The organism is Streptomyces sp. NPDC023527 (assembly GCF_055560115.1).
In genome coordinates this window covers 120,401-144,816 of record NZ_JBVHJJ010000017.1, presented here as the reverse complement: position 1 = coordinate 144,816, position 24,416 = coordinate 120,401, and the positions used below count along the sequence as shown (strand labels likewise).

Here is a 24,416-nt window from a genome sequence, read left to right as displayed (position 1 = left end):
TGGCTCGCACACCCGTCCACGACTGGGGGACCGCCAATGTCCAGCAGACCCACGCCCCGCCGTACCGTCCTCGCCGCCGCCCTCGGGGCCGCGGCGGCCGCGTCCCTCACGGCCGGCTCCCCGCCGGCCTCCGCCGCCGGGCCCGCCGGGCGCGCCGCCTCCGTCGACAACCACGCCTGGACCACCGCCGCCGACTGGCGCCGGGGCGCCGCCCGGGGCACCCGCACCCGCCCCGGCGGCCGTCCCGGCCTCGTCATCGACCACCCCGTCGGCACGCTCGACTACCCCGACCCGCACACCGGCACCACGACCACCTGGGAGTACGCCACCTGGACCGGCCCCCTCCACCGGCCGGCCGCACCGGCGAGCGAGGTCATCGCCTCCTGGAACGCCCACGCCCCCGCCGGGACCTGGATCCAGATCGAGCTGCGCGCCGACTACACCGACGGGACGAGCACGCCGTGGTACGTCCTGGGCCGCTGGACCGCCGGTGACGCCGACGGCGACATCCGGCGCACCTCCGTCGACGGGCAGGGCGACGGCAGGAGCAACGTCTCCACCGACACCCTCGCCGTCGGCAATCCCGCGACCGGCCTGCGCCTGGCCTCGTACGAACTGCGCCTGACGCTCTACCGCAGACCCGGCACCCGGCTGACCCCCACCGTGTGGCGGCTCGGCGTGATGGGCTCCGACATCCCCGACCGCTTCACCGTGCCCGCCTCGAAGCCGGGGGAGGGCGCCGGGCGCGAGCTGCGGGTGCCGCGCTACTCCCAGGAGATCCACAAGGGGCAGTACCCGGAGTACGACAACGGCGGCGAGGCGTGGTGCAGCCCGACGTCCTCGCAGATGGTCGTCGAGTACTGGGGCCGGCGGCCCACGGCCGAGGACCTCGCCTGGGTGAACCCGGACTACGCCGACCCACAGGTCTGCCACGCGGCCCGCTTCACCTACGACCACCAGTACAAGGGCTGCGGCAACTGGCCCTTCAACGCCGCCTACGCCGCCACCTACCGCGACCTCCAGGCCGTCGTCACCCGGCTGGGCTCGCTGAACGACGTGGAGCGGCTGATCCGCGCGCGGATCCCCGTGATCACCTCCCAGTCCTTCCTCGCCGCCGAGCTCGACGGCGCGGGCTACGGCACGGCCGGGCACCTGATGTGCCTGACCGGCTTCACCCGCGACGGTGACGTCGTGGCCAACGACCCGGCGAGCGCGTCGGACCCGGAGGTCCGACGCGTCTACAAACGCCGCCAGTTCGAGAACATCTGGCTCCGCACCAAGCGCTACAACGCCCAGGGCCAGGTCAGAAGCGGCACGGGAGGGGTCTGCTACCTCTACTTCCCGCTCGACCCCGCGCCGGAGCAACTGCGCGCGCTGCGGGGGCTCGGCATCCGCTGACGGCGGGCTCAGCCCTGCGCCGGGACGGTGGTGTTCTTCTCGCCCTTGTCGTCGACGGCGAACCACAGGTTCTGCTTGCCCTGCCCGTTGACGTCCCCGGCCTTGGCGTCGCCGGTGAACCAGTACACCGGCCAGCAGTCGATCGCGAGCTGCTTGGTGCCGTCGGGCCGGGTCACGGTGGTGACCAGCTTCTCGGGCACGCCCTGGATCGCCGCCTTGTCCACGGGCTTGGCGGGCTTCCAGGTGTCCAGGCAGCTGTCCGTGCAGGCGAACTTCATGGGCCAGGCGCTGTCCTTGTTGAAGCGGTACAGCGTCCGGCCCTGGCCGTCCACGAGGATCTTCCCGAGCTTGGCGTTGTCGGAGACGGTCACCCCGGCGGGCGCGGGCTGTTCCTTGGCGGGCTCCGATGCCGGGGCGCTCGGCTCCTTGGTGGGCTGCTCCTTGTCGCCGCCCGCGCTGCCGCCCGCCTTCTTGCCGTCGGGGGCGAGCGCGTTCCACGTACCGCCGACGCCCTGGCCCTTGGCCTCGCCGGGCGCGGTGTCCTTGGCGTAGCGGTACACGGGCCAGCCGCCCAGGGTCAGCTGCCGGGTGCCGTCGGCGCGGGTGACCTCGCCCAGCGCGGAGGACTCGATCCCGGCGGTGGCCGTGGCGGTGCCGGCGGGGACGGGCGGCCAGGCCTTGGCGCAGTCGCCGTCGCAGCGGGAGGCGGGCGGCTTGGCGGTGTCCTTGTCGAAGCGGTAGAGGGTGAAGCCCTTCTCGTCGGTGACGACCTTGCCGAGCCCCGACGCGTCACGGACGGCCAGCTTGCCGCCCGCCTCGCCCTTGGCGGCCCCCTTCCCGCCGGCCGGGCCGGAGCCGTAGTCGTCGGAGCCGTAGCCATAGCCGCCCTTGCCGGCCTGGGAGCTGTTCGCGGCGGGCCTGGCGTCGTCGCCCTGGCCACCCTTCGCGGACGTACCGCCGTCGCACGCCGCCGTCAGGATCATGACCGTGAGTGCCGCTCCCGCGAGGGATGCCTGTCGCCGCTTGTCCATGTTCGCTCCTTGAGGTGGTGCCCGACGGAGGTTCCGCCGTCGGGTGGGGATACGGGAGGGGTTCCGCGAGCACTCAGCGGAACCGGGAAGTTGTCACAAGGCGCTAAAAAACGCTCAGTCGGTGGCTTCGACGCGCAGCGCCAGGGCGGGACAGCGCCGTACCGCGCGCAGGGCCCGCTGCCGCATGCGGGCCGGCACCGCGATGGCGGCCCGCTCCGGATAGCCGTCCGGGCCCAGCCGCAGCAGGCCGGGCAGCAGATCCGCGCACAGCCCGTGCCCCCGGCACAGCGTCCAGTCCACGAGGAGCCGCTCCTCGGGCACGGGCCGCGCGGCCGGGGCGCGCGGGGCGTCGCGGAGGCCGTCGGGCAGCGGCAGCGCGCCGAGGACCGGGCGGCCGCAGCCGCCGCCCAGCGCGTGCGCGGCGAAGTCCTCGGCGAAGACGGTCAGCGCGGAGGCCACGAAACGGGTGGTGCCGTCGGGGTGCGCACAGGCGCCGCGCCGCTCCACGGCCCGCATCCGGGTCCGTACGGCGTCCAGGGCGGCCTGCCCGCCACCGCCCGCGGCGTCGAGGAGCGTCTCGGCGAGCGCTGGCAGCCCCTGGAAGCACGGGCCGCACTGCCCCGCCGACTCCGCCGCCAGCCACCGCGTCACCCGCGCGGTCTCCCCGACCGGGCAGGTGGTCTCCGGCAGCGGCAGCAGCGCGCCCGCCCCGAACGTGGCACCGGCCGCCGCGAGGGCCTCCCGCGAGACTGTGGCCGTACGGGCGTCCGGCGCGGACAGCCACGTGCCGTGGTAGCCGCCGACCAGCACACCCTGGCCGATACCGGTGCCGCACAGCTCCAGGGCGTACGGCAGCGGCAGCCCGGTCGGCGTCTCGACGACGTGCGCGCCGGCGACGGTCAGCAGAACGGTGCCGGGCTCCTCCGGCAGCCCCAGCTCACCGAAGCCGCGGACACCGAGGCGTGCGGCGACGGCCAGTTGGGCGAAGGTCTCGGTGTTCGACAGCAGGGTCGGCAGGCCGCCCAGGCCGCTCTCGCTGGAGCGGACCTTGCGCCCGGGCGGCAGCGCGGGGCCGCCCTCGATGCCCCGGACGAGCGCGGTCCCCTCGCCCGTGACGAACCGCTCGGGCAGCCGCACCACCCGCACCTCGGGCCCCGCCGTGCCGCGCTCGGCGACCGCGCGGCGCACTGACAGCTCCACGTCCGCGCGGGTCACCCCGACGGCGACCTGGTCCGCGCCGATCGCCCCGGCCGCCAGCAGCGCCCCGTCGAGGACCAGGTGCGGTACGTGCAGCAGCAGCGCCGTGTCCTTCAGGCAACCGGGCTCGCCCTCGCTGCCGTTGACCACGACGGCGGCGCCGCCGCCCGTACGGCGCAGGGAGTCGGTGACCGCGCGCAGCTTGCGGGCGAAGGGGAACCCCGCGCCGCCCCTGCCGCGCAGGGCGACGCCTTCCGCCAGCTCGGTCAGTTCGGCCGCGGACGGCGCCGGCGGCGGGCCGTGCAGGGCCAGGTGCGTCGCGCGGTCCAGCCACGGCCGCTCGTCCAGACCGGCGAGCAGCCGGGGCGGGCCGACCGTGGACAGGGTCGGGACGGCCGCCGTCACGCGGTCCCTCCGTTCGCGCCCTTCGAGCCGTTCGAGGCCGGGGCGCCCCGGCCGCCACGGGCCCGCAGCACCAGCGCCGCGGCCACACCCGCCAGGCACAGCGCGTACGCCGCCGTCACCCAGCCGTTGGCCGGGCGGCCGGAGTGCAGCCCGTGCACCAGCGCCGCGCCCCAGGCCGGGTAGGCGCTCATGTGCAGGGCCCGCCAGGGGCGCGACCGGCCGACGAACGCGAAGGCGCTGCGTACCGCGCCGGTCACGGCGACCGTGACGAAGAGGTAGCCGGAGACCGTGCCGAGGCCGATGAGCAGCGGCTGGGCCCCGTCGGTGAACGGCACGGCCACGGCGGTCGTGCCCGTACGGCCCTCGGCGACCTTCACCCAGATATGCAGCGCGAGGAAGCCGAGCCCGGCCACGGCCAGGCCGCGGTGGATGCCCTGGGCGAGCAGCCGGTGGGCCGAGCCGAGCAGCAGCCGGTCGGTGGCGGCCAGCCCCCACAGCACGGTGGCGGTGAGCGAGACGAGCGCGAGCACGCCCGCCCCGAAGTCGAGGAACCGCTGGGCATGCTCGGCCACTCCGGCGCGGGCCGCGACGGCCAGCGCCAGCAGGATCGCCGCCGGCAGCGCGGGCCGCGCCGACGGGCGGATCGCGGGGCGCGAGCGGGGCCGGGAACGGGAGACGGGGGAGGGCGAGCGGGCCGGGCCGGGCGGGGAGGGTGGGGGCAGGTGGGACAAGGGAGGGAGCGGGGACAGTGGGTACGGCGGGGTGGGCGGGGACATGGGTGACGCAGGCATAGGGGCCTCCGACGGGCGGCCGGCGGCGGCTCGGCCGGGCGCCCGTGTTCCTGAGAAATCCGGAAATCCCGCGCATCGGCGTAATTCGCCGGGCGGTCGAATGAACAGCAGGATCCTCGAATTTCGCAAGTCCTTCATAAGCTTTATCGCGCTGTGACAAATTCGCGCACGGCAGTCCCCACGATGGTGGGTGGCTGCTGATGATGCCCACTCAGGCGAGAGGGTCCGAACGTCAGTCCCGATCCCCTTGTCCGGTGCAGATGTCCGGAGGTAGACGATGTGCGAAATGCTGAACCGCATCTGGTCGCGGCCGCGCGGCGAATGGACTCGCGTCCTGAGAAAGGAACTTCCCACCGTCGCGGCCAAGGTGGCCGACGAACTGCTGCGCAATACACCCGCATTCGCGGCGGGCGCGGAGCGAATCGGGCGGGACGCGATGCGGACAGCCGTTGAACAGGCGCTGTTGCGGTCCCTGGGGATTCCCGGCGGGACCGCCGACGACCGCCCGGCCGTACCGGTCGAGCCGGTCGGGACCGTCAAGATACCGAGGCCCAGGAACGGCGGCCGGGTCGTCACCTCCATGCCGGGGGCGCGGGCGCGCCAGGCGCTGTTCGCCGCCCTCGCCGAGGACCGCTGCCTCCCCGACGAGGCGCTGGCCGACCTCGCGCGCCAGGCCGGCTGGGCCCTGCCCGGCCGCACCCGCGCCGTCGTCCTCACCGCCGCCTCCGCCAACGACGCCCCCCACCTCGCCCTCCAGTTGCAGGCGACCTTGGGCCAAGGGCTGCTGGGCACCGTCGACGGAGAGGTCTGCCTGCTCGTCCCCGACGGCGGCCCCGAGACGCGCGCCGCGCTGGTGGCCGTGTTGTGCGGCCGCGTGGCCGCCGTCGGACACGCGGTGCCCGTCGCGGACGCCGCATCCTCGCTGCGCTGGGCGCGCCGGCTGCTCGCCCTGGCACCGCCCGGCGGCAGCCCCAAGGAACGGCTCGTCTTCGTCGACGACCACCTCTCCGACCTGCTGCTCCTGCAGGACGAGTCCCTCGCCCGCGCGCTGTCCGCCCGCTGGCTGCGCCCCCTGGAGGGGCTGACACCACGTCAGAGCGAGCGGCTCGAAGTGACGCTGCTGGCCTGGCTGGAGAGCGGCGGCGCACCCGAGGCGGCCCGTACGCTCCAGGTGCACCCCCAGACGGTCCGCTACCGCCTGCGCCAGATCGAGAAGCTGTTCGGCCCGGCGCTGCGCGAGCCGCGCATCCGCTTCGAGCTGGAGCTGGCCCTGCGCAGCCGCCGTCTGCTGGCCCAGGCCCGCCGGCTGCGCTCGCAGGCCCACGGCCGGGCCCGTGCCGTCGGCGCGGCCGTCCACCCGCTGGGGCTCGCCAGGGAGGCCCGGGTCAACGGCCTGTGATGCCCTGATCCCGCACGCCACGGCGAGCGGCGGCCCCGGACTCGAGGTCCGGGGCCGCCGCGTTTCCCGGCGCGGGTGGCAGGGTGTGGGTGGGGAGCACCCGGCGCCGGGGGTTTGGGGAGGTCAGCAGCGGCGTCCGCCGTTGACGCAGGCCACGGCCTTCGCCATCAGCGCGTCCGGCATGACGTTGACGAAGTCGCCGTGGTCGGTGACCGGCTTGTGCAGCTGCTCGGGGAAGCTGTCCACGGCGAAGGCGGTACCGGCCGGCACGTCGTAGGTGATGCGCTGGACGAGCTGCGGCATCGCGCGGAAGCCGCGCGGGCACGAACCGTCCTGCCGGGCGAAGGCGACGTGCGTGCGGTGGTTGGCGCTGTCGGTGGACCGCCCGTCCCAGCAGCTCTGGAAGGCGAGCGTACGGACCACGTCGGCGCCGTCGGGGCAGATCGGGTACTTCTCCTTCAGCTGCCGGTTCTCGAAACCGACGCAGCTCCACGAGGCGTTGGCGTTGCCCGGCCCGCTGGTGAACGCCTTCGCGTCACCGGTGATCACCCGCAGGAAGCGCGGCATCGCGGTCACCTTCGACACCGGGCTGCCGCGGAACTGGATCGTCACGGAGGCGGGCCGCAGGATCTTGCCCATGTTCCCGTCGTGCCCGCCGCCCGGGGCGTTGGCGTCCGGGGCGGCCTTGCCGTCCAGCACTCGCAGAACGGGCCAGTAGTGGGTGGACAGGTCGCCGTTGGTGCAGGTGGTGCCGGCGGCGGCGAGGCTGCGGTCGCTGGAGAAGGCGCTCGTCGAGAGATTGCCGACGTAGTCGTGCGTGTGGTGGGCGCCATTGCTCACGCCGGGCGTGACGATGACGTTGTCGGAGTTGAAGTGGCCGTTCTCGTTGCGCCCGCAGGACGAGGTGAACGTGCCGGTCGAGCCGGTGGGTTGAACGCCCGGGCGGGCCACCGGAGGCGCGGTCCGGATGTCGGCGAAGTCGGCGGGGGAGGGGCCGCCGGGCATGGGCCGCGAGAGCAGGGTGTCGCTGCCGGCGGACTGCGTGCTCACCTGCCGGGCCGTGCAGCCGCTCAGCTCGGTGAGGCCGGTGGGTCGCGCGGCCTTCTCGCCGATCGCGTCGGCCATCCGCCCGATCGTCGCCGAGCGCTGCCGCTTGAGCTCGTCGAGCACGGCGGCGCTGTCGTCGCCGTGCCCCGCCGACCGCCCGTACGCCCGGGCCACCTGCGCGTCCAGCTCGGCCAGGCCCTCGGAGACCTTCTGCCGCGCCGGGTCCGGCACGTCCTGGAGCTTGTCGCCGACGTCGGGACAGGCGATCGTCATCGCGGCGGCCGCCGCCTCGGGCGCGGCGGAGTGTTCCCCGCCGGCGGAGGCGTTGGAGGCGATGATGGCCGTGCCGCCGCCGCCCAGCAGCAGCGCCCCGGCCGCCACCAGCGCCCGGATCCTCAGCTGCGAGCGGCGTTTGTGGTGGCCCTGTCGTGTCGTGGGGGTCATGGGATCACTTCATTTCGTCGTTGCCGTGCCGCATGGGGGGCTCGGGGGCGGGTGGGCCCTGTGCCGGCGATTGCGGCGCCGTGCGGGGGATGCCGGCCAGCCCGGTGTTCTCCAGGACGGTGATGTGGTCGAGGACGACCGTGTTGGCGCGCGTCGCCAGCTCCCTGACCAGGGAGTTGCCGGTCTTGTCCCGTACGAGCGCGACCAGGCCGAACACCTTGCCGTGGGCGGCCCGCACCAGCTCCGCGAACGCCCGGTCGAACTCCGCCCCGCGGGCGGCGTCCATCCGGTCCAGCCAGCCCTGCTGCTGGGCGCTGGGCCGGTCCGGCATCGTGATGCCCAGGTCCCGGCCCGCGTCGATCGACCGGCGGTCCAACTCGGTGTGCCCGTCGATGAGGTGCTCGCCCGCGACCCGTACGCTCTCGACCGTCCCCCGCTCCTGCGCCATCCGGCCCGCCGGCTTCTCCCACAGTCCCGCGAGCCGGACCCTGCGCACGAAGTCCCGGTCCAGCGCCGTCAGCGGGCCGAACGCGGTGTTCCGCACCCCCGCGCCGTCATCGCTCCACGTCGGGCTGTCGGCCGCCGCCTGCCGGGCGCCGCCGAACAGGGATATGGGCACCAGCAGTGCCACCAGCGTCGCGGCCAGCGCGCCGACCACGAGCCAGGTGCCGAGCGCCCGCCCTCCGGCCGGCCCGGTCCGCCGGGCCCGCCGGCTGAAAGACCGCATCAACCGCGCTCTGATGACGTGCGACGGGCGCACCGAACGCATGGCGCCGCCTCCCTCGTTCCTGGGCTGTGTCCTCTGATGGCCAGGGACGCTAGCCGGGCCGGCGGGGCGGCGGACGAGCCTTCGCGGGCTCTGACAAAGCGACGCTCATCCGCCCCGGGGGCTGTTACCGTGCGGCCGCGCGCGCCGCCGGATCGCGCGTACGTACGATCGGGCGCGGACAGTCCGCCACGCTCCATGTACGTACAGGAAAGGGATCATGACTGCGCATCAGACGACCGCTGTCGTACCGGGAATCCGCCGGGCCAGGAAGGAGGAGCGCGACGCGATCAGCCGGCTCATCGGCGAGGCGTTCATGGAGGACCCGGTCAGCGGCTGGGTCTTCCCCGACGAGGCACACCGGCGCGCCGTGCACCCGGGCTTCTTCGGGGTGTTCCTGGACGCGGCGCTGCGCCACGGCTGGGTGGATGTGACCGAGGACCTCTCGGCGGCGGCGCTGTGGCTGCCCGTCCAGGCGGGCGAGGCCCACGAGCCGGCCGACGCGGGGGACGACGACGAGATGGCCGAGCGGCTCGCCCAGGCGGACCCCGGCAACGAGCGCGCCCGCGTCGTCGGTGAACTGACCGAGCGCGCCCACCCGATGGACCGCTCGCACTACTACCTGCCGACCATCGTCGCCGCCCCCGGACGCCGCGGCGAGGGCCGTGGCCGGGCGCTGCTCACGACCGTCCTCGACCGCTGCGACGAGGAGGGGATGCCCGCCTATCTGGAGGCGAGCAACGAGCGGAGCAAGACGCTGTACGAGCGGCTCGGCTTCGTCTTCACCGGCACGGCCATCGAGCTGCCCGACGGGCCCCGGATGTGGCCGATGTGGCGCGAACCGCGCTCCTGAGACACCCCCGATCCGCGCGGGCGGCGGCCGGAGGCGCGGCCGCCGCCCGCCGCGTCGGAGCCCCGCCCCGGCGGCCGGCCGACGGTCGACCGATGGGCACATATTTCCCCCCATGACCATTTATTGGCATGATCGACAATGTGTGCGCCGTCCGGTGAGCGGTCGCACCACGCTTTCGGGAGTGACGGGGGTGACTGACGCGAGGAGTGGGAGAGATGCATCTCACGTACGGAAGTGGTTTCGCGCTGCCTCGGGTGACACACCCGCAGGAGACGAGGGGTCGGCGGGCGGTGGATGCGGACCGATGATTTCCGCTTGCCGCTTCCATTCGAACGAACGATCAGTAGCCTCTGCTCACATACCCGTGCGATGAGCTGGAGCGACAAACTGATGGAGCGTCCCACCTGGGCCCCCCAAGGCATCGATCTTTCCGTGCCGAGCGTGTCCCGGATCTACGACTACTACCTGGGCGGCTCGCACAACTTCGAGGTCGACCGGGAGGCCGGGCGCCGAGCCATCGAGGCGTTCCCGGGCCTGCCGAAGATCATGCAGGCCAACCGGGCCTTCATGCGGCGCGCGGTGCGCTACGCCGTCGGCCGGGGGGTCACACAGTTCCTCGACATCGGCTCCGGCATACCCACCTTCGGCAACGTCCACGAGGTCGCCCGGGCCGCGCATCCCGAGGCGCGCGTCGTCTACGTCGACCACGACCCGGTCGCCGTCGCGCACAGCCGGGCCGTGCTCACCGGTGACGAGCGCGCCACCATCGTGAACGCCGACCTCCGCTCCCCGCATGACATCCTGGCCGACGACGAGGTGGGCCGACTCCTCGACCTGGACCGGCCGGTGGCCCTGCTGCTCGTCGCCGTCCTCCACTTCATGGAGGACGGGGACGACCCCTGGAAGGCGGTGGCGGGACTGCGCGAGGCACTCGCCCCGGGGAGCCTGCTGATCCTCACCCACGCGTCGACCGACACCGGCCCCAGGAAGCCGGAGGAGGGGGAAGAGTTGGAGGGCGTCTACCGCGAGGTCGGCTCACCCCTGATCATGCGCTCCCGCCCGGAGGTGGCGCGCTTCTTCGACGGGTTCGAGATGGTCGAGCCGGGCCTGGTGTCCATGCCCGCCTGGCGGCCCGACCCGGTGCCCGGGGCGGACGGCACGGCGGCCCTCGACGACGACCCGGCCATGTACGTCGGATTCGCCGGTGTGGGGCGCAAACCGTGATCATTCCGTCGAGCGGCAGAACGCTGGGCGGATCCGGGGGCGGAACAGCGAGGCAGGTTACCGAAGACCTGGCAAGGGCAGAAGTCACAAGGCGCCTTGAGGGGAACAGGGCGCTCGGTGGCAGTACAAGCGGAACGACAAGCGGAACCAGAATCGGAAGCGGAGCCGGGGTCGGGGTGGGTATCGGGAGCGGGAGGTCGGCCGTGCCGGTGGTGTCGGCCGTGGACGCCACGCCGGGCAGGCCCGCCGGCGTCTGCGCGCGAGACGGCCGTCCACGGGCCGAAGCACAGGACGAGGCGCGCGACGAGGCACGCCACGAGGCGCGGGACGACGGGGACGGCGACGGCCGGACGGGCGGGACGGGCCACCACCCGGACGACCACCGCACCGACCGGGGAGCCGCCGGTACGAGCGGGCCCGGCGCACCCCAAGGGGCGCGCGACGGCGAGCACATCGCTCGTACGGGTGGTGCCGGCGCCGGCGGCTGTGACGTCTGCGGTGGCGGCCGGAGCGCGGGCCGCGACGAGGCCCGTACGGGCGGGCGGGACGACCGGCCCACGCCGCACGCCGCACCCGCCCCCGACGCCTCCGCCGCACCCCTGGACGAGGAGGGCGTCCAGCGGTTCGCCGCCGTCTGGAGCCGCGCGGTCTACCCCGCCACCACGACCTCCATGACCCGCGCCGAGTTCGAGCGCTATCTCGTCCCCCTCGCGGAACGGCTCGGCCGGGCGCTGCGGGCCCCGGAGTTCGACCCGGCGCCCGCCGGGGAGACCGGCGCCGCGCTGGTCCGGGCGCACTGCACCGACCCCGAAGCCCTGCCGCTGATCCTCGGCACCATCGACACCCACCTCGTGGCGCACTGCCCGCCCGGCGGCGCCCTGTCCGCCGAGGAGGCCCGCGACCGCTGCACCCGCCTCCAGCACGCCGTCGCCGCCGGCTTCGCCCGCGCCCTGCGCGAGCGCACCCTCACCGAGCAGGAAGCCCTCTCCCGTGCCGCGCTCGCCGCGCAGGCCGAGACGGAGAAGGCCCTGCATACCAGCGAGGCCCGGTTCCGGGCGGTGTTCGAGGGCGCGGCCATAGGGGTCGGCATCGCCGACGTCGACGGCCGCATCATGGACGTCAACGACGCCCTCGTCCGGATGTTCGGCAGCATGGCCCACGACGTGACCGGCCGCAACGTCGGCGAGTGGGTCCACCCCGACGACGGGCCGGAGGTCTGGGGCCTGTACCGCGAGCTGATCCGCGGCGACCGCGACTACTACCGCGTCGAGAAGCCGTACTACCGCAGTGACGGCAGCGTGCTGTGGACCGACCTGTCCGTCGCCCTCCTGCGGGACGCCAACGGCCGCCCCCAGTACCAGCTCGCGCTCATGGAGGACATCACCGAGCGCCGCCTGCTGCACGAACAGCTCCGCTACGAGGCCACCCACGACGCCCTCACCGGACTGCCCAACCGCACCCTGTTCTTCGAAGCGCTCGACCGGGCGCTCGACACCGACCACGGCGCCGCCGGCCGCTTCGGCCTGTGCTACCTCGACCTCGACGGTTTCAAGGCCGTCAACGACAGCCTCGGCCACGCCGTGGGCGACCAGCTGCTCGTCGCCGTCGCCGAGCGGCTGCGCTCCTGCGCCACCGGCCCGGACGAGCTCGTCGCCCGCCTGGGCGGCGACGAGTTCGTGGCCCTGCTCACCGGTCCGCACGCGCCGAGCGACGCCGCCGCGCTCGCCCGGCGGACGCTGGCCGCGCTCTCCGACCCCGTCCACGTCGAGGGCCGCGACCTGTCCGTACGGGCCAGCATCGGCATCGTCGACGGGATCGCCGGGGAGCTGGGCCCCGCCGAGGTGCTGCGCAGCGCCGACATCACCATGTACCGCGCCAAGGCCGCCGGCGGCAACCGCTACGAGCTCGCCGACGCGGACTCCGACGCACGGGTCATCGCCCGGCACAGCCTGACCAACTGCCTGCCCGGGGCGCTGGAGAACGGCGAGTTCTTCATCGAGTACCAGCCGCTGGTACGGCTCAGCGACGGCACCGTGCGCGGCGCCGAGGCGCTCGTACGCTGGCTGCACCCCCTGCACGGCGTGCTCGGACCCGACCAGTTCATCCCGCTCGCCGAGAGCACGGGCCTGATCGTGCCGCTGGGGCGCTGGGTGCTGGAGGAGTCCGCCCGGCAGGCCCGCGCGTGGCGCAGCGAGGGCAAGTGCCAGGCGCCGATGCGGGTCAATGTCAACCTCTCGCCCTCCCAGCTGCGCTACCCCTCCCTGGTCGCCGACACCGTCGCCGTCCTGGAGAACGCCGGCCTGGCGCCGTCCGCCCTGTGCCTGGAGGTCACCGAGAACGCGCTGATCGGTGCCGACGAGGCGGAGCTGCGGCCGCTGCGGCAACTCGCCGACATGGGCGTCGACATCGCCCTCGACGACTTCGGCACCGGCTACTCCAACCTCTCCTACCTGCGCCGGCTGCCCGTCAGCACGCTCAAGCTCGACCGCTCCTTCACACGCGGCATGCAGCACGCTCCGGCCGACCCCGTCGATGTGAAGATCGTCGAGGGGATCGTCTCCCTCGCCCACACCCTCGACCTGTCGGTGACGGTGGAGGGCGTCGAGACGGGCACCCAGGCCGACCACCTGCGGGTGCTGGGCTGTGACACCGCCCAGGGCTGGTACTACGCCCGGCCGGGGCCGCCGGAGCGGCTGTGCATGCTGTCGCTGGTGGACGCGGTGTCGTAGGCACCCTGCCGTCAGCCGGAGAGCCGGCGCGTCTCGTCGTCGGTCAGCAGCCGCGAGCGGACCAGGAACCGCACCCCCTCCGGCGCTTCGAGGGAGAAGCCGCTGCCGCGCCCGGGCACCACATCCACCGTGAGGTGGGTGTGGCGCCAGCGCTCGAACTGGTCGGCCGACATCCAGAAGCCGACCGGTTCGGCCACCCCCTCGACGGCGAGTTCCGCGAGCAGCACATCGGAGGCGCCTGTACGGAACTCCCCGTCCGGATAGCACATGGGCGAGCTGCCGTCGCAACAGCCACCGGACTGATGGAACATCAGCGGCCCGTGTTCCGCGCGCAGCCGGCGCAGCAGCCGGGCGGCCTCCGCAGTGAGGGCGACGCGCGCGACGGCGCGGCCGCGGTCCTGGCGCGCGCTCCGCGACGGCGCCGGCGCGGAGTCCTCCGGCAACGGTGAACCAGTGCTCCTGCGAGGGCCCATGACCGTACCTCCTCCGACGTGTCGGCCGGCGCCGCCGCCGGGCGGGCCGGTCAGGACAGCCTGCCGGGGCCGGACGCGGACCGCCAGAGGCGGGCACCGGCGGAGGCTCTGGCTCATGGACGCCCTTGCGGCGAAGAGGTGTTCGCCGTCACTCGCTCCCGCACGGCAGAAGTGGGGATCTCCAGCATGACCGGACCCACCCACCGGCCCGCCCGCGCTCCCACCGCGACGACGCGACGGGCCACTCTCCGTTCCGGAAGGTGCCCGATGAACCTCCTTCTCCAGGCACTGCCCATAGCCGCCCCGACCGTCGGCTGGGCAGCCCACGTCTTCGTCCTCGTCCGCCGCCTGCGCACCGCCCGCACCGACCCCCTCACGGGGCTGATGTGCCGCGACGAGTTCACCACGCGCGCCCAGCGGGCCATCAAGCACCCGCACGCCGCCGTGCTGCTGCTGGACCTCAACGGCTTCAAGCAGATCAACGACACCCACGGTCACGCGGTCGGCGATCAGGTCATCGCGGCGGTCGGGCGACGCCTGTCGGCCTGGTGCCGGGAGCGGGGCGGCTTCGCGGCCCGGCTGGGCGGCGACGAGTTCACCGCGGTGATCCGCCTCGCGCCGGACGCCGACCCGCACACCGAGCTGACGTACGGGCTCTCCGCCCGGCTCTCCGCGCCGCTGGACACCGGCGCGGCGACGCTCTCGCCCCGTGCCTCGATCGGCCTGTGCCGCACCGCCCACCGCCCCGGCGCCGGGCTCTCGGACCTGCTGCGGGGCGCTGACGAGGCGATGTACACCGCCAAGCGACTCGGCCAGCACTGGCGCCCCGCGGGCCCCGTGGACGTCTACCGCACCACCAACGGCCGCCGCGCGGGCCGCCCGGGCACCCATCTGACCCTCCTGTCCAGCACCCGCCGGAAAGCGTCGTGACGACAGGTTGATCCACCCGCGCACTCACCGAGCGTTCCCTCCGGACCACGGCCGACCGGAGCCGCCGACTCCACGGTGCCGGCACCGGACCGCGGCCTCGCCGCCCGGAGTCGTCGCAGGCAGGGGCGCAGGAGCGCGCGTACTAGTCCACTGGCTCATGCAGTGATGACGAATGCACCGCGCGCTCCCTAGTGCTTCATTTCGACACCCTCCGTCCTGGTGGCACTCACGCGGAGTGGGGATGCTCGGGTCAGATCCCGGCCACAGAGAGGCGGACCCCCTATGGACATCCGGCGTATCCCGGCCGTACCCACCCCCGGACCGCCCGCGGCGGACCCGGGCGTTCCGGGGCACGCTGTGACCGTTTCATGAGCGAAGAACGTCACCTCGCCAGTAACAGCACTGTTTTCGCGCACCGCCGGCGTACAACGAGGACCCAGAAAATGAACTCCCCAACGGCTGCTGTCACCGTGCAAGAGATCTATCTGCTGTACCCCGAGCCCTGGAACCGTCTGCCGGACCCGTGCCCGACCTCCGACGCGGAGGAGGAGGTACAACTCTGGCTGGACCAATTGGGGCTGCTCACCTCGGACGAAGAGCGCAGGAGGTACAACACGATCCTGCGATCGGACCTCTTCGCCCGGCGTAGTTATCCCCTGGCGGCACCGGCTCGTCAGGCCACCATCGCCAGGCTCCTGGCACTGTGGGCGTTCCACGACGACCGGATAGAAGGGGTCGGGATAGACCCCCGGGAAGCGGAGCGCATCGGGCGGGCGGTCATGGGCGGGCTGCCCGAGCCCTCGCGCGACGACCGCTTCGCCCGTGGCTGGTGGGAGCTCGGGCGGGAGTTCCGGCGGGCCGGCATGAGCCCGCGATGGATCCACCGCCTCGGTACGAACCTCACCGCCTGGTACCACTCCACCAACGACGAGGCGGCCATGGTCGAACGCCTCGGCCAATACCCCGGAACCGCCCAGTACATCGACGTCCGGCGGCGCACGTCCGGCCAGACCATCTGGCTCGACCTCCTGCAATACGCCTACGGCAAGGAGCTGCCCCCGGACGCGTACGGCCCCCGGATCCGTGAGGCGTACCACCTCACCGAGACCCTCTACGTCTTCTTCAACGACCTCTACGGCGTCGAGAAGGACGAGGACGACGGCCTGCCCAACCTCGTCTGCATCACCGCCCGCGAGCACGGCCTCTCATGGGTCGAGGCATGCCGGCGGGTGGCCGGGATGCACGCCGCCGTCCTGGACGACCTGCACGAGCTGGGGCAGGGCATGCGCGCCCACACCCCGCACCTCGTCTGGTGGCTCGACGCGTTCCACCACCTGCTCGTCGGTGTGACCGAGGCCCATCAGCTCTCGCCGCGCTACGCCCCCGTGCAGCGCCTGAAGGACCGCAGCGCGGTTCAAGTGCGACTCGCGTGGAAGGAATGGGTACCGGAAGGCCGGGCGGTCCCCGCGGCCGAGGAGGTGGCGACTGCCCCCGCAGCATGACTCCGCGCCCGCCGGCCCCAGGCCGCCGAAACCCACCATGGACACCCCGGCGATCGACACCCTCGACACGGAGATCCACGCCACGAGCGAATGCGAGGGAACACCTGTGATCGACGACCAGGCGAAGCAGCACGCGAAGGCGGGCCCGCTCACGACGGAGGAGCCGGCGCCCGGACGGGAAGGCGGCTCCGCCGGGGGTGGTGGCGGCGCGCTCGTGGCCCCAGGTGCGTGGCCGCTGATCGGCCACGCACCGTCGTTGATGCGGGACCCGTTGGGGTTCGTCACCTCGCTGGCCGCCCACGGTGACGTCGTACGGATCCGTCTGGGACCGCTGCCCGCCTACGCGCTCACCCACCCGGCGCTGGTGCACCGTGTCCTCGTCGACGACGCCCGCGACTTCGAGCGGGGCCGCCTCTTCGAGAAGACCGCGGCGTTCTTCGGGGCGGGGGTGGGGACCGTCTCCGGCGCGGCCCACGTCCGGCAGCGCCGCATCCTCCAGCCGGCCTTCCAGCGCCGGAAGCTGATCGACTACTCACCCCTGATGCGCGAGGCCGTCGAGGCCGCCGTCGCGTCCTGGCGGCCGGGGCACGTGGTGTCCGTGGGCGAGGTGATGAACGACCTCTCCTTCGCGATGCTCACCAACACCCTCTTCACCGCCGGCTTCACCCGCCGGGCATCCGAGGCGGTCCAGCGCAGCGTGCCGGTCCTGCTGCGCGGCGCCATGGTCCGCACGATCCTGCCCGAGTGGTGGTCCAGGCTCCCCACCCCCGGCAACCACCGCTTCGCCCGGGCCATCGGCGACATGGGCCGCGCCGTCGACGAGACGATCAGCGCGTACCGCGGCGCCGGGAAGGACCACGGCGACCTGCTGTCGATGCTGCTGTCGCTGCGCGACGAGGATGGCCGGGGGCTGACCGACCAGGAGATCCACGACCAGGTCGTCAACTTCGCCATAGCCGGCATCGAGACCACGGGCGCCACCCTGGCCTGGGTCTTCCACGAGCTGGGCCGCCACCCCGACGTGGAGGCCCGCGTCCACCACGAGCTCGACACCGTCCTCGGCGACCGCCCGCCGCGCTATGCCGACCTCTCCTCGCTGGAGTACACCTCCCGGGTCATCACCGAGACCCTGCGGCTCTACGCGGTCTGGATGTTCACCCGGCGCGCCCTGGTCCCCGTCCGCCTCGGCGACGTCACGGTGCCCGCGGGCGGTGAGGTCCTCTACAGCCCGTACGCGCTCCACCACGACCCGCGCTGGTTCCCCGACCCGGACGCCTTCGACCCCGACCGCTGGCTGCCGGGCCGCGCGGAACACCTGCCCAAGGGCGCCTTCATCCCCTTCGGCGCGGGCGCGCACAAATGCATGGGCAACACCTTCGCCTACACCGAACTCGTCGTCGCCCTGGCCGAGATCTGCCGCCACTGGCGCCTCCAGCCGGTCCCGGGCATCCCCGTCCGCAAGATCGCCACTATCGACGTCCATCCGGATCAGCTGCCGATGACGGTGGAGGCCAGGAAGGCCGACCGGATGCTGTAGTGGCCACCCATTGGCAGACGGATGGCTGTTGACGGTGGGGCCGAAGCGATAGAACGAGTGGCATGAATATTCGTTCGGTGGCAATCGTGGCAAGTCTGTTGGCGGCGACGGTGCTTGGCGGTCCGGGGGTGGCGGCGGCGGACGCCCCCGCCGCCGCGGCCCTGGAGCGGTGCCCGGAGCGCGCGGGCGTGGAGGTGTTCCGGGAGGGCGGCATACCGCTGCTGGACTGGCGGGAGAATCTGGAGTTCGACGGGCGCGGCATGCTCTGGGTCGCGCACGTCACCAAGCACCGGGTCGAGGGGTACACCCCCGACGGGAAGCTGAGGACCAGCTTCCCGGTGCCCGGGCCCGGCGGCATCCGGCGCGGCCCCGACGGGATGATGTACGTCAACTACGGTGTGAACCCGCTGACTCCGCACGGCGGCATCATGCGGTTCGACCCGACCGCCGCGGAACCCCGGCCGCAGAAGGTGGTGGACGGGATCTCCGGCATCAACGGCCTGGCCATCGACGACGAGGGCAATTTCTACGTCAGCCGCGAGCTGGCCACCGGCGTCCTCAAGATACGCCCGGACGGCACGAAGGACGAGGAGTGGACGAAGGCCGCGAACGTCTTCGGCACCAACGGCCTGGAGATCGTCGGTGACCAGCTGTACGCGAGCGTCATCACCGACACCTCGTCGCCGGTCGTACGGATCCCCCTGAAGGACCCGGCGCACCACACCACGGTCGTCAGCCTCAGCTCGAACCCCTTGAAGATCAAGCTTCTCGACGACCTCACCTCCTTCGGCGGCGACCTGGTGGTCGCGAGCTTCCGCGACGGCGAACTGATCCGGGTGGACCCCGCGACCGGACGCTCCTGCGTGCTGGTGAACGGCCTGCGGATGCCCAGCAGTGTCCGGGTGGCCCGCGCCTTCGGCGACCACGACCCGCGGCGCGACCTGTTCGTCGTGGAAGCCTCCGGCCGCATCCTCAGGGTGCGGGTCGGCTGACGGGGACGGGCCGCAAGGGGTCGCGCCGCCCGTCGCCCGGTGCGGAGGCGGGCGCGCCCGACGACGCCTTCCGGTGCTCTCCCGGGGAGATGCCGTAACGCGCCCGGAACGCGCGGCTGAACCCTGCCGGGGTGGTCAGACCCCACCGCGCCCCGATGGCGTGCACCGGCAGAGTGCGGAACCGGGGGGACGCGAGGTCCTCGTGGCACCGCTCCAGCCGTCGGCGCCGGATCCTGGCGGCCACCGTCTCCGGCCGGCCGCGGAAGAGCTGGTGGAGAAGGCGTACGGAGATGTGGTGGCGGGCGGCGATGGCGTCGGGGGCGAGCCGGGGATCGGCCAGATTGTCCTCGATGAAGGTGTCGATGGCGGCCAGCAGGACCTGGTGCCGGGTTTCCGGCGGGAGACGCTCCTGGGCGCCCATCTGCTGGGCGAGGAAGCCGGTGGCCAGGTCGAGGCCCGCCCTGCCGAGCAGGCCGCCGCTCTCCTCGTCCAGACCGGGCGCCTCCTGCCACAGGGACTCCAGGTACTGGGCGAGGATCCTGCCCATCCCCGACCTCGCCGGTAACCCGCGCGCGAGCAACGGCCGGAGCCTGTCCTGCGGCAGTGGGACGAGCGCCTGCGGCAGATGCAGGATGATGGCGCGCGAAGCGCCGAGCGCCGGGCTGCTGAGGGCTTGTCCGCTGTACGGGCGCGAGGAGGTCCACATCGCGAAGTCACCGGCGGAGAGATACGTTTCGCTGCGGTCCTGGGCCACCCGCATCGCTCCGCCGAGGATCAAGGTGAGCTCGAACGTCTCCGGGTCGGAGCGACGGACGAGCTCCGCGGGGCGCTCCGACCTCAGCGCGGGGAAGGACATGGTCGTCAACTGCACCGGCCCCAAGGCAGGGCCCCCGCACGGCCGACGAAGTCGGCGGCGTGGTCGCTGGTGATCCGGGTGGGCGCCACCCCCTGCCCCACCATCTCGCGCCACCATTCGAACCTGTGCTCCGGCGGCAGACCGGTCGTGTCGAGCTCCGTGTACGCCATGGGCCCCCTCCAAGCGGTGAACCGGCGTTCAGCTTGCGACACCGGCTCGGCGTTCCGCGCTCTCCCTCCGGGGACATGGCTCACCGTGCTCCAAACATGGCCGGTGAGCCCCGCGCTGCCCGCGAGGGGTAGAGGGTGAGGACGGCCACGGCCGCGTATCAGATCAGAAAGTGGCAAATGGGGACAAATTAATGCCCTGTGGAGCCGCATTCCGGCGCGGATCCGGCCGCCGCACTCACCCGACCCACACCGCTTGAATGATCAAAACGGCAGGGGGTTAGCATATGAGCACCGCCTAGCTCGATCGAGAGATAAGCCTGTGACTGTCAACGACGACTCGTTCACTAACTGGAAGAACCGCGAGGAGATCGCGGAGTCGATGATCCCGATCATCGGGAAGCTGCACCGGGAGCGGGACGTCACGGTCCTCCTCCACAGCCGCTCCCTGGTGAACAAGTCGGTGGTCAGCATCCTCAAGACCCACCGGTTCGCTCGGCAGATAGCGGGTGGGGAGCTCTCGGTCACCGAGACGCTGCCGTTCCTGCAGGCCCTCACCACCCTCGATCTCGGCCCCTCGCAGATCGACATCGGCATGCTCGCCGCGACGTACAAGGCCGACGACCGCGGTCTGTCGGTGGAGGCGTTCACCGCCGAGGCCGTCGTCGGCGCCACGGGTGACAACAAGATCGAGCGCCGCGAGCCGCGCGACGTCGTCCTCTACGGCTTCGGCCGCATCGGCCGCCTCGTCGCCCGCCTGCTCATCGAGAAGGCCGGCTCCGGCAACGGCCTGCGGCTGCGTGCCATCGTCGTCCGCCGGGGCGGCGAGCAGGACATCGTCAAGCGCGCCTCGCTGCTGCGCCGCGACTCCATCCACGGCCAGTTCCAGGGCACGATCACCGTCGACGAGGCGAACAGCACGATCATCGCCAACGGCAACGAGATCAAGGTGATCTACGCCGGGGACCCGTCGGAGGTCGACTACACGGCGTACGGCATCAAGAACGCCATCCTCATCGACAACACCGGCAAGTGGCGCGACCGCGAGGGCCTGTCGAAGCACCTGCGCCCCGGCGTCGACAAGGTCGTCCTGACCGCTCCGGGCAAGGGCGACGTGCCCAACATCGTGCACGGCGTCAACCACGACACGATCAAGCCGGACGAGCAGATCCTGTCCTGCGCGTCCTGCACCACCAACGCGATCGTCCCGCCGCTGAAGGCGATGGCGGACGAGTACGGCGTCCTGCGCGGCCACGTGGAGACCGTCCACTCGTTCACCAACGACCAGAACCTGCTGGACAACTACCACAGCGCCGACCGTCGCGGCCGCTCCGCGCCGCTCAACATGGTCATCACCGAGACCGGTGCCGCCTCGGCCGTCGCCAAGGCGCTGCCCGATCTCAAGGCGCCGATCACCGGCAGCTCGATCCGCGTCCCCGTGCCGGACGTCTCGATCGCGATCCTCAGCCTGCGGCTCGGGCGCGAGACCACCCGCGAGGAGGTCCTCGACTACCTGCGCGACGTGTCGCTGACCTCGCCGCTCAAGCGCCAGATCGACTTCACCACCGCCCCCGACGCGGTCTCGAGCGACTTCATCGGCTCGCGCCACGCCTCGATCGTCGACGCCGGCGCCACCAAGGTCGACGGCGACAACGCGATCCTCTACCTCTGGTACGACAACGAGTTCGGCTACTCCTGCCAGGTCATCCGCGTCGTCCAGCACGTCTCCGGGGTGGAGTACCCGACCTACCCCGTCCCGGTGGTCTGACCCGGACGGACTCCGTGATCCGGCGGCCCGGCGGGGGCCGCCGCGCGGACGCGTCGCGGAAGGGCGCCCGACCCGAGCGAAGGCTCGGGTCGGGCGCCCTTGCCGTACCGGCGGATCGACGCCCTAGGCTGCCACCCGGCACCGGCCTCGACCCAGGAGCGCGCAGCATGTCCGACCCCGCCCGGAAGCACCCGTACCCCGACGCCCTTCGACCGGACGAAGCACCCGCGCCGCACGCACTGCTCGCGCCGCTGATCGGGTTCCTGGGCACCTGGGTCGGCCGGGGCCGCGGCGAGTACCCGACGCTCGCCGAGGGGTTCGCGTACGCGCAGGAGGTCACCTTCAGCCACGACGGGCGTCCCTTCCTCCACTACGAGGCGCGCGCCTGGCTGCTCGACGCGGACGGCACCCCGCTGCGGCCGTCGGCCCGGGAGAGCGGTTGGTGGCGGCTGCGGCCCGAGGGGCACGTCGAGGCATTGATCACCCAACCCACGGGCATCGCGGAGATCTCGGTGGGCCGCGCCGACGCCGGCACGGTCGACCTCACCAGCCACGAGGTGGCCCGCACTCCCACCGCCAAGGAGGTCAGTGCCACCCGCCGCCGCTACACCCTGACCGACGAGGACACGCTCGACTTCGCCCACGACCTCGCGGCGGTCGGTCAGCCCCTGCAACACCACCTCGCTGCGCGGCTTCGACGCGAGGTCACCAACTGAGCCGCGAGGAGGTACGCCGGCCGGCGTTCGCCCGGGGCGCCGCGACAGCGGCTCGATATGTCCCCCAAATCCTCACACCGGTGGGATCCGGTCAGGGCAATGCGACAAGATGCGGCCCCGAGTTCTAGTGGGTGCGGCTCTTCCCCACCTCGTGATCGTCATTGAGGATCGTGTGGCATCCGGAAGCACTCCGTCCGCTTCATCGATTCCGCACCCCGGCGAGGACTCATGCTGGCTCCACTCGACCCCTATGCCGCTCCCTCCCCGTCGAACAGCAGACGGGGAGCGCTGACGCCTTGAGGTTCCGGATCGGTCGGCCGAGCAACACATCCGTGCGTCCGTCTCCGGCCCCGGCGCCTGCCCAGGCCGTACCCACCGGAGCGCCGGAGCCCGTCGAAGCGCCCTTGTCGGACCACGAGATAGACCTCATCAGGACTTCCCTGTCGGTGGTCGAGCCCCTCGCCGGGGAGATAACGGTCTATTTCTATACAATACTTTTCGCGCGCTATCCCCAGGTCCGTTCGCTGTTCCCGCAAGGGATGGACACCCAGCGCGACCGCCTCCTGCGCGCACTGTTGCGCATCGTGGATCTGGCCGACGACCCCGAGAGCCTCGTCCGCTTCTGCGGACACCTCGGCCGCGATCACCGCAAATTCGGCACCCTCGCCGCACACTTCCCGGCCGTGGGCGAGTGTCTCCTCGCCGCTCTGGCCCGGTACGCCGGCCCCGCGTGGACCCGGGACATCGCAGCCGCCTGGACGAAGGCGTACGGCACGGTCGCCCAGGTCATGATCAGTGCGGCCGAACAGGACGAGGCGGTACGCCCCGCCGTGTGGCCCGCCACGGTCGTGCACCGCGTGTCGCGCGGCCACGGCATCGCCGAAATCACCGTGCGCCCGCATATGGCCTATGAGTACGCCGCGGGCCAGTATGTGAGCGTCGAGACGCCTTGGTGGCCGAAGCGGTGGCGCTACTACTCGCCCGCCAACGCGCCTCGTGAGGACGGCACACTCACCTTCCACGTGCGTGCGGTGGCCGGTGGCTCGGTCAGCGACGCACTGGTGCACCGAGCGGCGGTGGGCGACGTACTCCGGCTGGGGCCCCCGATGGGCGACATGGTCCTGGACGCGGCCGACCACAGCGAACAACTGCTCTTCGTGGCCGGCGGCACCGGTCTCGCCCCGATCCGCGCACTCATCGAAGAGGTCGCCCACCGAGGGGGACGTCACACAGTGGATCTGTTCCTCGGCGCCCGGACCGGGGCCGAGCTGTACGGGGTCGACGACATGCTCCGGACGGCCCAACGGCACCACTGGCTGACCATCAGGGCCGCGGTCTCCCACGAGTACATCCCCGGAATCCGCGGATCCCTGCCGGAAGTCCTGGCCGAATACGGGCCGTGGTACGAGCACGACGCCTTCCTCAGCGGCCCGGCTCCGATGGTCGCCTCCGCCAGGGAGGCGCTCATCCTCAACGGCACCCCGCCCGACCGCATCCATCACGACCCGTTCGAGACCCCCGTCCTGTCCACTCCCTGAGCCACCCCCCTGTCCGCCGTCCAGGAGACCCTCTCGTGACCTTGCCTCCGCCACCTTTCGGATCAGCGGGCGAACACCAGCTGCAGCAGCAACTGGGCACCGCCGACCGCGCCGCCCGGTTCTACGATCAACAGGTGCGTCGCCATCTGACCTCCGAAATGCGGGACTTCATCGGCCGCCAGGCAATGGTCTTCCTGGCCACCGCCGACTCCCACGGGGAATGCGACGCCAGCTTCCGGGCCGGGCCACCGGGGTTCGTCCATGTGATCGACGACTACACACTGGCCTACCCCGAGTTCCGCGGGAACGGTGTGCTGGCCAGCGCCGGCAACGTGATCGAGAACCCTCACCTCGGCATGCTCTTCGTGGACTTCACCCACCATCACGTGGGGCTTCACATCAACGGCGTGGCCCACCTCTACCGCGACAGCGACCTCCGCAGCATCCGTCCCGACCTGCCCACGGACGTCGCGCCCGGGCGCAGTCCGGAATTGTGGGTCCACCTCACCATCGAGGAGGCCTACATCCACTGCTCCAAGTACATACCCCACCTGGAACCGGCCCCCCGCCCCGCCGGCCGCGACGCGGCCCGCCCCAAGGACGCGGACTACTTCACCAAGCCCCATACGGCACACTGGCCGAGCCTTCCGTGA

21 protein-coding genes are annotated in these 24,416 nt (G+C 72.5%); 13 read left to right on the top strand and 8 right to left on the bottom strand.

Annotated features, from left to right (window positions below; all coding sequences use genetic code 11):
- The first annotated feature begins 36 nt into the window (after positions 1-36).
- Positions 37-1,398 carry a peptidase C39 family protein gene (locus ACZ303_RS29135; protein WP_467343457.1) on the top strand — a complete coding sequence of 454 codons (1,362 nt, stop codon included), beginning with the start codon at positions 37-39 and terminating at the stop codon, positions 1,396-1,398.
- Between the two features lie 8 nt (positions 1,399-1,406).
- On the opposite strand, the gene ACZ303_RS29130 is transcribed toward ACZ303_RS29135, so the two are convergent.
- The 3 genes from ACZ303_RS29130 to ACZ303_RS29120 form a co-directional block, all read right to left on the bottom strand.
- The gene (locus ACZ303_RS29130) at positions 1,407-2,429 is read right to left on the bottom strand and encodes an SCO0930 family lipoprotein (RefSeq protein ID WP_467343456.1); all 1,023 of its coding nucleotides are present in this window, start codon (positions 2,427-2,429) and stop codon (positions 1,407-1,409) included.
- Between the two features lie 114 nt (positions 2,430-2,543).
- Positions 2,544-4,031, bottom strand: coding sequence for an NADH-ubiquinone oxidoreductase-F iron-sulfur binding region domain-containing protein (locus ACZ303_RS29125; RefSeq protein ID WP_467343455.1), 1,488 nt, complete (start codon positions 4,029-4,031; stop codon positions 2,544-2,546).
- Complete coding sequence (locus ACZ303_RS29120) at positions 4,028-4,762, bottom strand: hypothetical protein (RefSeq protein ID WP_467343454.1); 735 nt, start codon at positions 4,760-4,762, stop codon at positions 4,028-4,030. The genes ACZ303_RS29125 and ACZ303_RS29120 overlap by 4 nt, the downstream gene beginning before the upstream one ends.
- Positions 4,763-5,108: 346 nt before the next feature.
- On the opposite strand from ACZ303_RS29120, the gene ACZ303_RS29115 reads away from it, so the two are divergent.
- Positions 5,109-6,221, top strand: coding sequence for a PucR family transcriptional regulator (locus ACZ303_RS29115; protein WP_467343453.1), 1,113 nt, complete (start codon positions 5,109-5,111; stop codon positions 6,219-6,221).
- Between the two features lie 123 nt (positions 6,222-6,344).
- On the opposite strand, the gene ACZ303_RS29110 is transcribed toward ACZ303_RS29115, so the two are convergent.
- Together ACZ303_RS29110 and ACZ303_RS29105 are read right to left on the bottom strand one after the other, a co-directional pair.
- Positions 6,345-7,712: a DUF1996 domain-containing protein gene (locus tag ACZ303_RS29110; protein ID WP_467343452.1), complete on the bottom strand. Its 1,368-nt coding sequence runs from the start codon at positions 7,710-7,712 to the stop codon at positions 6,345-6,347.
- Positions 7,713-7,716: 4 nt separating this feature from the next.
- Positions 7,717-8,439 carry a DUF4142 domain-containing protein gene (locus tag ACZ303_RS29105; RefSeq protein WP_467343451.1) on the bottom strand — a complete coding sequence of 241 codons (723 nt, stop codon included), beginning with the start codon at positions 8,437-8,439 and terminating at the stop codon, positions 7,717-7,719.
- Positions 8,440-8,698: 259 nt separating this feature from the next.
- Between ACZ303_RS29105 and ACZ303_RS29100 the strand changes: the two genes are divergently transcribed.
- The 3 genes from ACZ303_RS29100 (at position 8,699) to ACZ303_RS29090 (ending at position 13,284) form a co-directional block, all read left to right on the top strand.
- Positions 8,699-9,331 (top strand): GNAT family N-acetyltransferase, encoded by a 633-nt coding sequence (locus tag ACZ303_RS29100; protein ID WP_467343450.1) that lies wholly within the window; start codon positions 8,699-8,701, stop codon positions 9,329-9,331.
- 390 nt (positions 9,332-9,721) lie between these two features.
- Positions 9,722-10,555: an SAM-dependent methyltransferase gene (locus tag ACZ303_RS29095; protein WP_467343480.1), complete on the top strand. Its 834-nt coding sequence runs from the start codon at positions 9,722-9,724 to the stop codon at positions 10,553-10,555.
- A gap of 599 nt (positions 10,556-11,154) precedes the next feature.
- Positions 11,155-13,284 (top strand): putative bifunctional diguanylate cyclase/phosphodiesterase, encoded by a 2,130-nt coding sequence (locus tag ACZ303_RS29090; RefSeq protein WP_467343479.1) that lies wholly within the window; start codon positions 11,155-11,157, stop codon positions 13,282-13,284.
- Between the two features lie 11 nt (positions 13,285-13,295).
- Here the strand turns inward: ACZ303_RS29090 and ACZ303_RS29085 are convergent, their stop codons facing one another.
- Positions 13,296-13,757, bottom strand: coding sequence for a DUF779 domain-containing protein (locus tag ACZ303_RS29085; protein WP_467343449.1), 462 nt, complete (start codon positions 13,755-13,757; stop codon positions 13,296-13,298).
- A gap of 267 nt (positions 13,758-14,024) precedes the next feature.
- Here ACZ303_RS29085 and ACZ303_RS29080 point away from each other — a divergent pair, with 267 nt between their 5' ends.
- From ACZ303_RS29080 to ACZ303_RS29065, 4 genes are all read left to right on the top strand, one after another.
- Positions 14,025-14,687 carry a GGDEF domain-containing protein gene (locus tag ACZ303_RS29080; protein WP_467343448.1) on the top strand — a complete coding sequence of 221 codons (663 nt, stop codon included), beginning with the start codon at positions 14,025-14,027 and terminating at the stop codon, positions 14,685-14,687.
- Between the two features lie 443 nt (positions 14,688-15,130).
- Positions 15,131-16,189 (top strand): terpene synthase family protein, encoded by a 1,059-nt coding sequence (locus tag ACZ303_RS29075; RefSeq protein WP_467343447.1) that lies wholly within the window; start codon positions 15,131-15,133, stop codon positions 16,187-16,189.
- Positions 16,190-16,226: 37 nt separating this feature from the next.
- On the top strand, positions 16,227-17,726 hold the full coding sequence (locus tag ACZ303_RS29070) for a cytochrome P450 (protein ID WP_467343446.1): 1,500 nt from the start codon (positions 16,227-16,229) through the stop codon (positions 17,724-17,726).
- 86 nt (positions 17,727-17,812) lie between these two features.
- Positions 17,813-18,718, top strand: a complete 906-nt coding sequence (locus ACZ303_RS29065; protein ID WP_467343445.1) for an SMP-30/gluconolactonase/LRE family protein — start codon at positions 17,813-17,815, stop codon at positions 18,716-18,718.
- Here the strand turns inward: ACZ303_RS29065 and ACZ303_RS29060 are convergent.
- Both ACZ303_RS29060 and ACZ303_RS29055 read right to left on the bottom strand, forming a co-directional pair.
- Positions 18,699-19,589, bottom strand: a complete 891-nt coding sequence (locus ACZ303_RS29060; protein ID WP_467343444.1) for an AraC-like ligand-binding domain-containing protein — start codon at positions 19,587-19,589, stop codon at positions 18,699-18,701. The genes ACZ303_RS29065 and ACZ303_RS29060 overlap by 20 nt on opposite strands.
- Positions 19,580-19,744, bottom strand: a complete 165-nt coding sequence (locus ACZ303_RS29055; protein ID WP_467343443.1) for a hypothetical protein — start codon at positions 19,742-19,744, stop codon at positions 19,580-19,582. Before ACZ303_RS29055 ends, ACZ303_RS29060 begins: the two co-directional genes overlap by 10 nt.
- Before the next feature lie 319 nt (positions 19,745-20,063).
- Between ACZ303_RS29055 and ACZ303_RS29050 the strand changes: the two genes are divergently transcribed.
- The 4 genes from ACZ303_RS29050 to ACZ303_RS29035 all read left to right on the top strand — a co-directional run bounded on the left by ACZ303_RS29050 (position 20,064) and on the right by ACZ303_RS29035 (position 24,416).
- Positions 20,064-21,509, top strand: a complete 1,446-nt coding sequence (locus ACZ303_RS29050) for a glyceraldehyde-3-phosphate dehydrogenase (protein ID WP_467343442.1) — start codon at positions 20,064-20,066, stop codon at positions 21,507-21,509.
- Between the two features lie 167 nt (positions 21,510-21,676).
- A complete protein-coding gene (locus tag ACZ303_RS29045; protein ID WP_467343441.1) occupies positions 21,677-22,225 on the top strand; it encodes a nitrobindin family protein in 549 nt (182 codons plus the stop codon).
- A gap of 332 nt (positions 22,226-22,557) precedes the next feature.
- Complete coding sequence (locus ACZ303_RS29040; RefSeq protein WP_467343440.1) at positions 22,558-23,763, top strand: globin domain-containing protein; 1,206 nt, start codon at positions 22,558-22,560, stop codon at positions 23,761-23,763.
- Between the two features lie 35 nt (positions 23,764-23,798).
- Positions 23,799-24,416: a pyridoxamine 5'-phosphate oxidase family protein gene (locus ACZ303_RS29035; protein WP_467343439.1), complete on the top strand. Its 618-nt coding sequence runs from the start codon at positions 23,799-23,801 to the stop codon at positions 24,414-24,416.

Coding starts and splice junctions, on each gene's coding strand:
- ACZ303_RS29135 (WP_467343457.1), top strand. CDS start 37: ATGTCCAGCAGACCCACGCCCCGCCGTACCGTCCTCGCCGCCGCCCTC.
- ACZ303_RS29130 (WP_467343456.1), bottom strand. CDS start 2,429: ATGGACAAGCGGCGACAGGCATCCCTCGCGGGAGCGGCACTCACGGTC.
- ACZ303_RS29115 (WP_467343453.1), top strand. CDS start 5,109: ATGCTGAACCGCATCTGGTCGCGGCCGCGCGGCGAATGGACTCGCGTC.
- ACZ303_RS29110 (WP_467343452.1), bottom strand. CDS start 7,712: ATGACCCCCACGACACGACAGGGCCACCACAAACGCCGCTCGCAGCTG.
- ACZ303_RS29105 (WP_467343451.1), bottom strand. CDS start 8,439: ATGCGGTCTTTCAGCCGGCGGGCCCGGCGGACCGGGCCGGCCGGAGGG.
- ACZ303_RS29100 (WP_467343450.1), top strand. CDS start 8,699: ATGACTGCGCATCAGACGACCGCTGTCGTACCGGGAATCCGCCGGGCC.
- ACZ303_RS29095 (WP_467343480.1), top strand. CDS start 9,722: ATGGAGCGTCCCACCTGGGCCCCCCAAGGCATCGATCTTTCCGTGCCG.
- ACZ303_RS29085 (WP_467343449.1), bottom strand. CDS start 13,757: ATGGGCCCTCGCAGGAGCACTGGTTCACCGTTGCCGGAGGACTCCGCG.
- ACZ303_RS29080 (WP_467343448.1), top strand. CDS start 14,025: ATGAACCTCCTTCTCCAGGCACTGCCCATAGCCGCCCCGACCGTCGGC.
- ACZ303_RS29075 (WP_467343447.1), top strand. CDS start 15,131: ATGAACTCCCCAACGGCTGCTGTCACCGTGCAAGAGATCTATCTGCTG.
- ACZ303_RS29070 (WP_467343446.1), top strand. CDS start 16,227: ATGGACACCCCGGCGATCGACACCCTCGACACGGAGATCCACGCCACG.
- ACZ303_RS29055 (WP_467343443.1), bottom strand. CDS start 19,744: ATGGCGTACACGGAGCTCGACACGACCGGTCTGCCGCCGGAGCACAGG.
- ACZ303_RS29045 (WP_467343441.1), top strand. CDS start 21,677: ATGTCCGACCCCGCCCGGAAGCACCCGTACCCCGACGCCCTTCGACCG.